Source organism: Microbulbifer maximicatervae (SeqCode) (assembly GCF_052467615.1).
Genome location: NZ_CP174319.1, coordinates 1,913,960 through 1,926,827 on the forward strand (window position 1 = coordinate 1,913,960; position 12,868 = coordinate 1,926,827).

Here is a 12,868-nt window from a genome sequence, read left to right on the forward strand (position 1 = left end):
ACATGCCCAATGAGCATACGATTGATAATTGCCCGTATAGCAGTTGCACTATTCGGACTCACAGCTATGACACAAGCACACGCTTGGGGAGATGATGGTCACAGGGTCGTTGGAGAAATTGCATGGCATTACCTGGACCCGGAGGTATCCGCCGAAATAGAGTTGCTCCTTGATGAAGTCGGTGAGCCGCACCTAGCTGAATCCACAACTTGGGCTGATCGAATTAGGTCTGATGAGACTTATAACTGGGCTGCGCCGCTTCACTATATAAACTTGTCTCGAGACTGGAGTACTTATGATGAGGCGAGGGACTGCCCACCTGCGGGTTGTATATTGAAGGCCATTCAAAGATATCGGGAAGTATTGGCTGATCGCTCACGCACTAAGATGGAGCGCGCAGAAGCATTGATGTTTGTTGCCCATTTCGTTGGAGATCTCCACCAACCACTACATACCGGATTGTATTCGGACAAGGGGGGCAATGATGTTCAGGTCCAGTTCTATGGAACTGAAACAAATTTACATGCGCTCTGGGATATCCATATGGTCGCCCGTTTGTTTTTAGACTGGCAAGATTATGCTCAGGAGCAAACGGATAAAATTAGTGCGGCTGAGAGGCAGATCTGGCAGTCTACCTCGGCCGAAGTTTGGGCCCGGGAGTCTCATCACTTAGCCCATGGTCTCGCCTATACCAGCGAAATACAACTTGGGGAAAAGTACTTTCTGCGCTGTCAGGACTCCCTTGAAAAGCGTTTGCAGCAGGGAGGAGTTCGCCTGGCCCATCTTCTAAACAGTGCACTTGGTAACCCTGCGATCGATGTGGCTAATAAGTAAATTCTTTCTTGGGGCTCGCTTCACTCTACGCCATTGATGTGGTGAGCCAAAAGTGAAGTTTCAAAATCAGTCGAATTGTCCTCTTTTATCTTTGTTCTCTTGATGTCTATTGGTTAATTAATTGGAATGTCATCAATTTGTCCGATAAGCAGTCGGTAATTGCCTAGAACTGTAGATATGTAAAGTTATCTATTTCGAAAGATGGCTGAAATTTGCAATCATTATCCCCATTTAAATGTTTGCTCAAGAGTGAAATCTTTAGCTCAAGTAGCTCGTGAGTAATGCGATTGAGCAGGTTGGAGAGGGAAAGTTAAAGGCGATTGTGGATGAGAGAAAGGATCTTTAGAGTAGCTTCCCCTCAGCCTTTTGAGTCTTCCTTGTACAGGTATGCCTATAAAAGGAATCCTTTATGCGGGAGTTTTTAGTATGTGAGTTCTCTTATAGTTGTTGTTTTGTAATTTCCTAATAATTTTCATGATTCAACTATACTTGGCGATAAGCAAATAATATCCAATAACTGCTTTGTATCCTTTCATAGTTTGAGTTTTATTATGGACCCATTGGGTTGTTTGCGATTCTCTGATAAATTTTAGAGGATACATAACTCCTATTTTACTTTGCCTATCAGTTATCCCTTCTCTTCAGCTTGAAATATTTCCCGTGTTGACACGGTAGTACCAGATTTGGTATCAAATAATCTCGAGTTGTATAGAGAATCTGTCAATTTTCATTAGGTCCTGAGTAATAAAAATAATAATTCAGTGGCTTTAGCGATGAATTGAAAGAGTTCTTGAATTGTCAAAATATTAAATAACAATTTTGGCAAAAAATTTCATAGTCGTTATGGAGGATGTGGGCGATGAGCGGAAGAGGTTTTAATCCTAGGGCGTGTGGAGGATACTTTGCAGGTATTTGTTTTGTATCCAGTTTGAGGTCATACGGTTCTCTTTTTTCCAGGTTTTACGCGCAGTGGTGGAATAATGGTGGGGTGGAAAGTTCTCTGGGGAGAACATGGAATGGGCACACGGCATTAATATCAGGTCACAATGGTGTTATCGATACTATTGTAGGTTGGGACCCCAACAGTTCTTGGGATGCATTTAAAGGCTCAGTGGGCGGGCGTCACAATAGTATGAGGCCTATTGCTGGTCGTTGGCGTGATGACACAGGGATGAATGCAGACCCAACAGCTCAGTATTATGGCCTGCAAGTTAGCCAGACACAGCATGGTAATTTCAGAGATTTTTTGCAGCAAGATCTTTTGGGTACCCAGGGTTTCGGGCCCCACCTCAATAATATCGGAGTCTCATACCATTATGCATTTGCCCCAGGGAAGTGGATGGAGCGTTTGAGTTCCCTGGAAGGGAATAATAATGGTCAGCTGCAAGTCATTTCCAACTGTTCAGATGCTGCCTTCCATGTGCTTGCAAGCTTTCTTTATGAGTGGCGAAAGGCAAATCTGGTAACCGAACTGGCATCTTTTATGAATAATGGGGATGAGAAAAATAAAAATATGTCCCAGGGGCGCTTGATGCAGTGGTCAAGCCAGATGGGGCCGTAGAGCAAATAGACTTATCTGGTTGATGGGTGGTGTAACCGAATTAAAGTTACACCGCCCAATTGTTAAGCAAGAGGTTAGTCTTAATAAATTATTTTTTGCGTAAGCCAAGTAATCAATAATTTGTTAGGCTGAAAGCTGGATCTAGGGAACTTCAATCCCCTTAGAGGCGGTCCATATTCTATACCACTGCTCTCTACTCAAATTGAGTTTCAGGCTTTCTATCGCCGACTGAACACGCTCAATTTTTCCCGACCCCATAATTGCTAGGGGCTTGGAGGGAAAACGTCGTACCCACGCATAGATTACCTGGTCGATACTGGCTGCCCCGATTTCCTGCTTGATATCTTCCAGGGTGATTCGTAACCGTGTTGCCTGGGTGCTTGATCCACTAAAAATTTCCCCTCCAGCTAAGCAGGACCAAGCCATAGGATGAATTCTATATTGCTGCAGTTGATCCAGAGTTCCATCCTCCGCAGCGCTAAAATTGATAGGATTAATCTCGACTTGATTTGTCACCAGTGGTGAACTCAGGCGGGACTGCAACAAATCAAATTGCTGGGAGGTAAAGTTGGAAACGCCGAAATGTAATACCTTACCGGACTTCTGCAGTTCGGCGAATGTGCTGGCAATTTCATCTGCATCCATCAAAACATCAGGTCGGTGAAGAAGCAGGATGTCGATGTGCTCTACACCGAGGTGGCCTAAGGAGTTATTAACCGAGTGCTGAATATGTTCAGCGCTGGAGTCATAGTGCTTAACTTTTCTGTTTGGATATTTTTCAGAAAGCAATTTGATATTGCATTTGGTGACAATCTCGATGTGATTGCGAACAGATCTATCCAGCTTAAGGGCCTCGCCGAATAACTGTTCGCAGGAGTAATCTCCGTAAATATCAGCATGATCTACGGTGGTAACCCCTTTATCTATATGTTGCTTTAGGAATGTCAGGCGCTCCTGAGGGCTTAAATTCCAATCACTCACACGCCAGTAGCCTTGGACCAACTCTGACAGTTCTGGTCCTTTTGGAGAAGCTAGCACTCTATTAACCACTGAATACCTACCTGATCGAAAAGCATTAGGGTATTCCTGTTCCTGTTGATACTCAACGCCTAAAGTAGAAGGGTAGGCAGCCCAAAGTCGCCATCGGTGTCATAAATGTCATTGAGTCATGTTGATCGTTGAGCTAGCTGACAACTGAATCCGGAGCAACTTTAGAGTCATTTCTCAATGCCCTGATGTTCTCGGGATCACGAAAGAGGCTTGGGCTCTCACCTTCACAGGAGCGCCGCATGGTTAGTACCGAGGAAAAAGTTTCCGGCTGGTTGATAATTACTTACTCAATTTTGATGTTATTGATATCCAGCGCAACATTGTTATTCCTATACGCAGTTTTTGGGAATTCAATTTTGAGTATGCCATTCAATATATTCAGTCTTTTGGGGTTGATGATAATACTGTTTGCGTCTTTGAATATTTTGGGGGTCTTTGCTGGTATTGCTGTCCTTTTGGATAAAAGGTATGCCCCAGAATTAGCTTTAATATTTTCAACAGTGAGTGTACTAAATGTTCCGCTGGGCACTTTGGTTGGCGGTTTTTATTTATGGCTATATATTCGTAAATATAAATAGCTCTTTTTGATGTTTGCAAAGCCTGTCTACTGTTAACAAGAGTCATTTTATCTCTGTAATAAATGCTGATTTTAACTTCGAGATGTACATAGGCTTTAGTTCTCTAAGTGGTACGCAAATAAATTACGATAGAAATAATTGAGAACAGGCAACTCAAGTAGTTGTTTTAGCAGTCATCATGATTAACAATAGTGCCAGCGATATGTACACGATAGCTTTGGCAATAGCCAAAAAGAAATAAACAACAATAATGTAGTAGGTGTACGCATATGGAACTGGAAGTCTTGCGCCAGAGCTTTAAGCTCTTGTCTCTTTTTTTGGTACTAAATGTCATTCAAGGATGTTCTGAGCCTCCACAGAATAGTGAAAAAAGCCGGGCAATGTTGACCCAAAGAGCGCTGTCTCTTGCGCCTGCTGATCCGGAAATCGCTGAAATATATACTCGCACTTGCCGCAGCTGTCACAGCACTGGCGCCAGCGCCGCACCCCTTACCGGAGATTTGGCCAACTGGAAGCCCCGTATGGAGAAGGGGATGGATGTGTTGGTGGAAAATGCTATCAATGGGTTCCAGGGTATGCCGCCACTAGGCCTTTGTTTTGAGTGCTCCCCCGAGCAGTTTGAACAGTTGATTGTCTTTATGGCTACAGCGGAGTAAAGGATATGGGGTTCAATCGTCGCCAGTTTATTAACTCTATCGCGATCGGCTCCGCATCATTAGCGGCCGCGCCCATCTCATCAGTTGCACGTACCTTATTGCAAGCTGCAGCTCCACCGACAAAAAAAGCGGGTGTTCGGTGGAGGAATTGGTCTGGTTCACAAGAGTGTCTGCCGGCCCATCGTCTGGCTCCCAAAGATATTCCCGCACTGCAAACGATAATTGCGAAAGCGCAAGGTACGGTCAGGGCGGTAGGTGCGGGCCACTCCTTCACTGCACTGGTACCCACTGACGATACAATTATTTCATTGGGCCGCATTACCGGCGTTGCCGATCACGATTCCGACAAGGTCCAGGCGACAATCTACGCTGGCACCCGTGTAGCAGACATTGGCCAACCCTTAGAGGACATCGGTCAAGCGCTGATTAACCAACCAGATATCGATGAGCAGACTTTAGGTGGTTGCCTGGCAACCGCGACCCATGGAACCGGTGCAGGCTTGGGTTGTATGTCCAGCTATGCAACGGGTATGGAACTGGTGACCGCTGGGGGGGATACGCTCTGGTGTGATGGTGAGGAAAACCCCGAGGTGTTCGCGGCAGCGCAAGTATCCCTTGGCAGCCTGGGTATGGTGACCAAGGTGCGTATGCAGAACCAGCCCAGCTACCGTTTGCGTCGTGAATCTTGGGTAGCGCCCCTGGAAGAGGTGTTGGATCAGGCTCCAGAATTGGCAGAGGCCAATCGGAACTTTGAATTTTACTATATCCCATTTTCTGGGATGTGCATGGCTGATTCCCACCAGCCGACCACAGAGGAAATCTTCTCTACGGAGCGGGAAGATACTAATGAAGCGGTGATGACCCTGAAATCCGTGCGGGACTGGCTGGGTTGGTCACCGAAGTTGCGCCAGTTTGCGCTGCAAAATGCGATGGAAGATATCGAGAGGGAAGTCGTTGTCGAGTCCTCCTGGCGGAATTACGCCAGTGAGCGAAACGTACGTTTCAATGAAATGGAGTACCACTTGCCCCGCGAGGACGGTTTGAAAGCCTTCGCGGAAATACGTCGAACTATTGAGGAAAATAACCTGGATGTTTTCTTCCCTATCGAGGTGCGTTTCGTTAAAGCTGACGATATCTGGCTGAGTCCGTTTTATAAGCAAGATTCCGTGTCCATCGCCATACACCGCTACTTTGAAGAGGACCACCTACCGCTATTTCAGGCCATTGAGCCCATTATGCGCAAATATGGGGGCCGCCCGCACTGGGGCAAGTTAAACAAGCTACAAGGCTCGGACTTTGCCGAGCTCTACCCTCAGTGGCAGGATTTTCTTGAGGTTCGCCGAGAGCTGGACCCCAGTGGTAAGTTCTTAAACCCCTATCTGAAAACGCTTTTTACCTGAGCAACGCTGCTCAGCAGTGAACCCTCAAAGAGGAAAGCACAATGGATATCAAGCGACGAAAGCTAATACTAGGTGGGGTCGCGTTAGGAGCGGTGGCAGGTGTCGCCGTTCTTCGCCCTAAAGCGCAAGGGCAGGGAGGGCACAACGAATACTTCTCCAGTGTTTCTAAAGCTCTGGATCATGCCGGCTTTTCTGGTCCCACCTTAGTCGTAGACCTGGAAAATCTGCAAAAGAACGCCGATATATTAGCCGGCCACCTCAGAGGTCACTATGACTACCGGGTAGTGGCTAAATCCTTGCCCTCGCTAAACCTGCTGGATGCTATTACTCAGCGAACAAATACCAATCGCATCATGGTATTCCAGCTGCCATTTCTACAGCAGCTGGTTAAATCTCATCCAGCGAGTGATATTTTACTGGGTAAACCTCTGCCGATTGCTGCGGCAAAGGCCTTTTATTTTGGCACTAGGGCGGAGCATTTTGATCCTACGCGGCAGTTACAGTGGCTGGTTGACAGCCCCCGCAGACTTAGTCAATACGCCGATCTGGCGCGATCGCTCAAACAATCCTTGCGAATTAATATCGAGATTGATGTAGGCCTACACCGGGGTGGCATTGCCAGTGCGGAAGATCTCTCCACGATGCTTGGTATCATTCAGCGGGAACCCTATTTGGAATTTTCCGGTTTTATGGGTTACGACGCCCACGCCGCAAAAATGCCAGGTGTTCTCGGTGGACCTGAAAAGGCAATCACTCGGGGGTTGGATATTTACCAAAGCAGGGTGGAGCAAGCTAAGATCCAGCTTGGAAGTGCATTCCCGAAGGCGGCCACTTTGAACGCTGCCGGTAGCCCAACCTACCAACTGTACAAATCCCGAGCAGACCGGGCTCCCTGTAACGAGATTGCCGCTGGCTCGTGCCTGGTTAAACCGGTGGGCTTTGATATTCCCACTCTGTCTGATCATTTACCAGCGGCGTATATCGCAAGTCCGGTATTGAAGAAATTGTCACAGACACAGATACCCGGCATAGAAGGGCTCACCGGACCCTTTAGTTGGTTGAACCCAAATCGGGAGCAAAGCTTCTTTATATCTGGCGGCTATTGGAAGGCGGAGCCAGAATCACCAAAAGGTCTATCGATCAACCCCATCTATGGCCGCTCCAGCAACCAAGAAATGCTGAATGGCTCAAAAAAGGTACTGCTGAATGAAGACGACTGGGTCTTTCTCCGGCCCACACAGAGTGAGTCCGTGTTCCTGCAGTTTGGTGATATTGCGGTCTATAGCAAAGGCGAGATAGTGGATCTCTGGCCGGTAATGAGTAATTCCTGAGGATTCAACCCTTGCTACGGGGTTAGTACAAATTTGTTTAATAAACGTACTGACCTTAGTGGCGGGCAAACAACAAGTCTTGGAGATATTGATGATCTATGAAGTTGTTTTGGTGTTAAACACGATTTGGTTTCTGATGGGATTTAACGTTTTCTCTTTGAGGAACCATATATTTGCGAAGTTACTGGTACCCAGGGAACAAAGGGATACCCCCGTATTTAATATCTTGGCAGAATCGGGAAAATTTCTGGGTGGTTTTAACCTGTCGTTGGCGCTACTCAATATACTACTGCTAATCAGCCCCTCAGTATTTGCTACGGAGGTGCAACGCGCTACGTTGCTGCTGGTGTTTGCTGTCACTCACGGAACACAGTTTATTTACAATGTCCCGGTAGCCCTACAAAACCGAAAAGGTGAAGGGCCGTGGCAAGTTAAAGGCGTGATGCGTTTTATCTTTATCACTGACTTTATAATGATGTCACTGAATCTAATAGCCGCACTTTGGATACTCCTCTGAATTTTAAACCCTATGAAATTCGGTCACGATGCTTGTTGTGGCCGATAATGATCAGCATGCCAAATCAGTAGTGAGAATGTCATTGCTAAAGTCGATGGGCGAACTTTAATTTCAACAGAAAACGTCGGCGTATAATGTCTCTATTGCAGTTATTGGGTCAAACTAAATAGGTACCCAATGATGTGTCGGTGGTGTTTATATTGGTTTTCTCTGGACAAAATTTGAGTCATTTCTTACGGCGCAGTACACAGGTGATTGTGTGCTCAGGATTGCTGATAGTATATTCAGGGCATGGGAGGGATTGTTAGTTCCCCCCAATTTGACTATTTGCTTATCTGATTTCAGGCGGATAATTTCCCTCGCTTTCCAAGTTTATGAGTTGACAACTAGTTGCTAACGGAATTTCCTCAATTATAGGGGCGACATAATGTACTTTAGAGTTAGTTCTGCGGGGTATAATATTTCAGGCGATATTGAATGGTTTGCGAGCTCTAAGCCATTCAATCCTCCGCAAGGGATTGTGCATAGGTCACTGCATAACCAAACAGGAGTTATAGGTCCATTGCCAGGAGATATGGCTCGCTCTGCTATGGGGCTAATTAGCGGTGGTTTGGGAGAAATAATTGGGAATCGAGATTCTGGACTGGGGCGCAGCTGGGAGAGACTTCACCTAATTGGAGTAAGCGCGGGTATTTTACATGAACGCCGTTACTCTAATTACAATACGATCATTGGCAGTCATGGCCTCAATACTGCGATGATCCCCTTTGAGGGTATTGCGAACTGGGTCTTAAATCAAAATCGTAAATTTTTCTATATTGTCAATGTGGACAAACAAAAAGTACTTAACTTTACGGATCGAAATGGAAACGTCAGAGTAGAATCTGTACCCACGAAGCTCCGTCAGGCCATCACATATACATCGGAGCTGGACCCTAATATTTGGATTACTATACGGCAAGAACACCATGACTCTCGGACAGCAAGTTTAGCTGATAATCAAGCTATTGATTACAGTGCAAGTATTACTGATGAGCTGAAAATGAAAAAAAGTAATTGGGAGCGTATTCGGGGTCGAATAGCCGCTATTGATCAACAGATTATAGATTGCCAAAATAATGCTCGCTGGAATCTGATAGACCTTTGACTTCCTGCTGATAACTATTTTGAAAACAATAAGCTGATTATATTGTTTGTAACTAATTATGGTAACTTTGCGAATTAAGGCGGCCCGATTCTCTAGAGTTTAACTAGATTAATGAATTAGTATAAAAGGAGCTCATATATTACTTATCCGCGCTTAACCAAGTAACCGATAAATAGCGGGCTAAATGCCGATATTTTAATGGTCACCCTTAGAGTCACCTTCTTTGGCTTAAGTATTGAGCAGCATGCGATTCAGTAGCGTGATAGGATAGCTAATAAGGGCCGCTTACTAGACTCAGTAGGTATCTAAAATAAACCACCCAAGTAACACTTAAATTGGGTATGTAAATACCTCAGGCATATTAGGCATAATAAAATGACCAAATATCAACAATATGTTAATATTTTCATGAATTCCTAGAATGCTTATAGGTAGCCTACGAGCATCTGGTAGTAATTGAGATGGATAAGGGCTGGCGATGTCGTACGATCCTGTGACCTGGTTCAGGATATCGAAAAGCTCATCCTTGAAGTATCATTTGGGTTTATTGAGTATGAGAATTCTAAAGATTTTGGTCATATCGGGCTCGATTCTGTTCACTGGTTGTACAGTTTTTCTTGGAGAGCCGGACACTAGAGTTAAGCGATTTGGTGATTGGGAGCTTTGCACAAAGCTGGCCGATAAAACTTTTAAATATCATTCTCAATGGCACTGGGCTATAGCCAATGAGATTAAGGCTAGGGATCTGGGGACTTCACAGCGATGTAAGTCAACGTATACCGCAAGGATGAATCGTTTTACAGCTAGGAGCGTGATTAAGTCTGTTTCATTTGAGGATGCCTTGAACCATAATTTTGAGTAATTCCAATACATGCCAGCTATCAAGCGTCCTTTATTTGTAGTTGACGATGGCTGGCAATACCTGCCACATGGACTTGTGTACCTCTTTCAAATCAAGTTACTTAAAAGCTTGATTGGATAGTATTATCAAGCCTTATACTGGAGAATAGGGCTGTATTGTTGTTTCAATAGCACCCAATAATAGCTTCTTAGGCAGTAGGAAAAACATGACCCGGATGGCATAGCTGTGCCGGTAGAAGCCAACTTTCTAGTGATTGACAAGCTTGCTTTGGTATTCTGCTTTACGCTATTTTGATTAGCAATGGATAGAATGGTTGATCTATATATTCACTAGGAATGTCTTTTTTCGCTTTTACTTATTCCAGTAATGGGTTAGTTATGTGCATTTAATCAATTATCGTTGGATGCTAATCTATTTTATGAGTAGGGTTTCAGAGGTGTTCTGGTAGGTTGCCCTTTGATGTTATGAGGCTTGAAGTTACTATTTATCTTTGAAGTAATTCAACTCGACTCTTTTTCCTATATCTTTGAGATATAACTGTGAGACTCTTCACAAAAGATAGTGTGCCATCGAATGGTACTTCAGCTCATTTGCTTAAGGATATAGTTGATATGGTGATTACATCGATGTTTAAGCATACCCGGTTAGTTCTTCTATTTGTTGCCTTGCTTTCCAATATGGCGGTTGGAGAGCAAGTAAATGATATCCAGAGTATTAAAAGTAATGACACAAATTTGTATGTGGAAGTTGCAGGGCAAGATGAAGGCAAGCCTTTATTGCTATTTCTACATGGGGGGCCTGGGGATGTGGAGTTGGGGTTGGTTCCATTTCAGGTAAAAATTGGGAAAACTCTGGAAGATGATTATTTAGTTGCCTATATGCATCAAAGAGGGGCGGGGAAATCCCCTGAAGTTAAGGAAGGTACCTTAACGATTGATAATAATATTGAGGATGTGCGCAATGTAGTTAATTTTCTCCGGACCCATTATAAAAAAGACAAGCTTACTCTGATTGGCCATTCATGGGGTGGTGCTTTAGCTGCTCTTTATGCAGGGAAATATCCAGAAGAATTAGATGGCATAGTATTTATCTCCTCATTCCAAAATGGAAAGGTTCAGTCTAAAACGAGCCTTGATGCAACCCTAAAATGGGCAATGCAGGAAAATAATGAACATGCAATGCACGAATTGAAGCAATATCAAGAGAACCCAGAAGAGAACCATCTTTTACTCGGAAAGTGGGCAAGTAGGGCGAATGATGGTATCGCAAACGGGGTAGATATTCATGGCTTTATAGCAAATCAAAAGATAAATGAGCAGTTTCCTGGGTGGCAACAGCAGCGGGGAAACTTGGCGGATAAAATGGAGAGGGAGCTTCAGGCCTTAAATGTTAATGCTGAGGTCGATAGCTTGGAGATTCCAGCATTATTCATTGTTGGTGAAAAGGATACAATAACCACTCCTTCTCAAGTTAAAGATGATTTTGCGCGATATCGTGGGCCAAAGTGCCTTACTATACTTAAAGATAGCCATCATCTTCCATTTTTTGATGCCGATGAAGAACTTGGTGAAACCTTACTGCAGTTCTTAGAGAGTGGTCGTTGCTCGAAAACAGTTATTTAGCTAACTAGATATTTATAGTGCATTTTTTATCAGAGTTAGACACCTGATATAAGAGTTATGTTAAGGAGCCTCTGAATAACTCCGTAATGCCTCTGCGGGACTTGAAGGCTGCAGATGTTAGGCGCAGCTCGCCGCGAATGGCCGTAGCCCTTTGCAAGAGCTGCAACGCAGCAGCTGTGGCCTTCAAGGCCCGCCCTTCGGGGCTTGCGGAGCGATTCACACTCCGCGTTGCGACTTCTTGAAAAGTCTAGACATTCCTGCGAAGCCGCGCCTTGATTGTGAACCGCTCTGCATGCCAGAGGTATCACGGAGTTATTCAGAGGCTCCTTAATTCTGCATTCTCTTTCAATGTATTGATCGACACCCTCATTATACTGATGAGGGTGCTCACAAGTCTAAAGGGGGAGTAGTCATTATTTGATATCTAGGTCACCCATCTCATTGTTGATGGCATTTAGGGGAATTTATTCAATAGTATAGAAATTGATAGGGGATCTACTACCAAGAGGGAGTTTCGCTAAATTATTCTAATACCGGTAATGCAGTTTCCATTATGGGGGGAATGGCGGCAGCCGCGACGATTTTTTCGTGCGGCTCTATTCGAGTAGATTTTGGGGCTGAGCTTAGATTGTTTGTTGCAAGAATTATGTGATTTCGAAAAAGCCCAGCAGCTCATCCTTACGACCGATATTTTGCGTATAAAATGCCCACTGGTCGTTTCCATCTCTCACCCCGAATACCCGTGCACAAGTATCGTAGTATGAGGTACCAAGTTTTGCTTGCTTTTTCTTGAAGCTTGCTCCTTTTCTACCCCCTTTGGGGCCACCTATTGAGAGTCTCCTCTCCTTGGTTGCATCGGGAGTTTTCACCATCTTCTCCAACTCATCTCTTTGTTCGCTCCCCTTGATGGTCCCCCCCTGGGAAACATCACCTGCAACATGGATAACCGTTACACTTTTACTTTGGTCGTCATGGTACTTGAAGGTCATTCGACAATTACTGAGATGGGAGGTGAAAAAGTAAGGGGGGCTTTTACTATCTAGAGTTACAGGCACAGCTTTTTGTCGCGCCCAGGTGAGATATGTTGCTTTCTTGCCAGAATCTCCGCTTTTTACCATCATGATTTTATTGGGTTTTACAAATTCAAAATCAAACTCAGTTTCGTAGGCTCCTGCTTTGTTGTCGAAGGCCTCCGTATTAAAATCAAGTTCATAGGTTTTGAAGGCTGATTCAATGTCTTTTTCTAATAGGCTGATGAAGTCTTCATAACTTGGCATGGCTCAATCCTTATGTCGCCGGCTGTTCTGATA

11 protein-coding genes are annotated in these 12,868 nt (G+C 44.7%); 9 read left to right on the forward strand and 2 right to left on the reverse strand.

Annotation, left to right across the window (positions count from 1 at the left end; translation table 11 throughout):
• The first annotated feature begins 9 nt into the window (after positions 1-9).
• Together ACJJIM_RS08640 and ACJJIM_RS08645 are read left to right on the forward strand one after the other, a co-directional pair.
• The gene (locus tag ACJJIM_RS08640) at positions 10-834 is read left to right on the forward strand and encodes a S1/P1 nuclease (protein WP_444912996.1); all 825 of its coding nucleotides are present in this window, start codon (positions 10-12) and stop codon (positions 832-834) included.
• Between the two features lie 988 nt (positions 835-1,822).
• On the forward strand, positions 1,823-2,395 hold the full coding sequence (locus ACJJIM_RS08645; protein ID WP_413665704.1) for a hypothetical protein: 573 nt from the start codon (positions 1,823-1,825) through the stop codon (positions 2,393-2,395).
• 141 nt (positions 2,396-2,536) lie between these two features.
• On the opposite strand, the gene ACJJIM_RS08650 is transcribed toward ACJJIM_RS08645, so the two are convergent.
• The gene (locus tag ACJJIM_RS08650; RefSeq protein ID WP_444912997.1) at positions 2,537-3,445 is read right to left on the reverse strand and encodes an aldo/keto reductase; all 909 of its coding nucleotides are present in this window, start codon (positions 3,443-3,445) and stop codon (positions 2,537-2,539) included.
• Positions 3,446-3,684: 239 nt separating this feature from the next.
• Here ACJJIM_RS08650 and ACJJIM_RS08655 point away from each other — a divergent pair, with 239 nt between their 5' ends.
• The 7 genes from ACJJIM_RS08655 (at position 3,685) to ACJJIM_RS08685 (ending at position 11,558) form a co-directional block, all read left to right on the forward strand.
• Positions 3,685-4,023 carry a hypothetical protein gene (locus tag ACJJIM_RS08655; protein WP_444912998.1) on the forward strand — a complete coding sequence of 113 codons (339 nt, stop codon included), beginning with the start codon at positions 3,685-3,687 and terminating at the stop codon, positions 4,021-4,023.
• A gap of 269 nt (positions 4,024-4,292) precedes the next feature.
• A complete protein-coding gene (locus ACJJIM_RS08660) occupies positions 4,293-4,679 on the forward strand; it encodes a c-type cytochrome (protein ID WP_444912999.1) in 387 nt (128 codons plus the stop codon).
• 5 nt (positions 4,680-4,684) lie between these two features.
• Positions 4,685-6,079 (forward strand): D-arabinono-1,4-lactone oxidase, encoded by a 1,395-nt coding sequence (locus ACJJIM_RS08665; RefSeq protein ID WP_444913000.1) that lies wholly within the window; start codon positions 4,685-4,687, stop codon positions 6,077-6,079.
• 41 nt (positions 6,080-6,120) lie between these two features.
• Entirely contained in the window at positions 6,121-7,410 is a 1,290-nt protein-coding gene (locus ACJJIM_RS08670; RefSeq protein WP_444913001.1) for a DSD1 family PLP-dependent enzyme, read from the forward strand.
• A 91-nt stretch (positions 7,411-7,501) separates the two neighbouring features.
• Entirely contained in the window at positions 7,502-7,927 is a 426-nt protein-coding gene (locus ACJJIM_RS08675) for a hypothetical protein (RefSeq protein WP_413665710.1), read from the forward strand.
• Positions 7,928-8,354: 427 nt separating this feature from the next.
• Positions 8,355-9,074, forward strand: a complete 720-nt coding sequence (locus tag ACJJIM_RS08680) for a hypothetical protein (protein WP_444913002.1) — start codon at positions 8,355-8,357, stop codon at positions 9,072-9,074.
• Positions 9,075-10,562: 1,488 nt separating this feature from the next.
• Positions 10,563-11,558, forward strand: a complete 996-nt coding sequence (locus tag ACJJIM_RS08685; protein ID WP_444913003.1) for an alpha/beta fold hydrolase — start codon at positions 10,563-10,565, stop codon at positions 11,556-11,558.
• Between the two features lie 644 nt (positions 11,559-12,202).
• Here the strand turns inward: ACJJIM_RS08685 and ACJJIM_RS08690 are convergent.
• Positions 12,203-12,835, reverse strand: coding sequence for a hypothetical protein (locus ACJJIM_RS08690; protein WP_444908381.1), 633 nt, complete (start codon positions 12,833-12,835; stop codon positions 12,203-12,205).
• Between the last annotated feature and the right edge of the window lie 33 nt (positions 12,836-12,868).

Excerpts from the sequence above, each read along its gene's own strand:
- ACJJIM_RS08690 (WP_444908381.1), bottom strand. The coding sequence starts at position 12,835 with ATGCCAAGTTATGAAGACTTCATCAGCCTATTAGAAAAAGACATTGAA.
- ACJJIM_RS08670 (WP_444913001.1), top strand. The coding sequence starts at position 6,121 with ATGGATATCAAGCGACGAAAGCTAATACTAGGTGGGGTCGCGTTAGGA.
- ACJJIM_RS08675 (WP_413665710.1), top strand. The coding sequence starts at position 7,502 with ATGATCTATGAAGTTGTTTTGGTGTTAAACACGATTTGGTTTCTGATG.
- ACJJIM_RS08660 (WP_444912999.1), top strand. The coding sequence starts at position 4,293 with ATGGAACTGGAAGTCTTGCGCCAGAGCTTTAAGCTCTTGTCTCTTTTT.
- ACJJIM_RS08665 (WP_444913000.1), top strand. The coding sequence starts at position 4,685 with ATGGGGTTCAATCGTCGCCAGTTTATTAACTCTATCGCGATCGGCTCC.
- ACJJIM_RS08655 (WP_444912998.1), top strand. The coding sequence starts at position 3,685 with ATGGTTAGTACCGAGGAAAAAGTTTCCGGCTGGTTGATAATTACTTAC.
- ACJJIM_RS08680 (WP_444913002.1), top strand. The coding sequence starts at position 8,355 with ATGTACTTTAGAGTTAGTTCTGCGGGGTATAATATTTCAGGCGATATT.
- ACJJIM_RS08685 (WP_444913003.1), top strand. The coding sequence starts at position 10,563 with ATGTTTAAGCATACCCGGTTAGTTCTTCTATTTGTTGCCTTGCTTTCC.
- ACJJIM_RS08640 (WP_444912996.1), top strand. The coding sequence starts at position 10 with ATGAGCATACGATTGATAATTGCCCGTATAGCAGTTGCACTATTCGGA.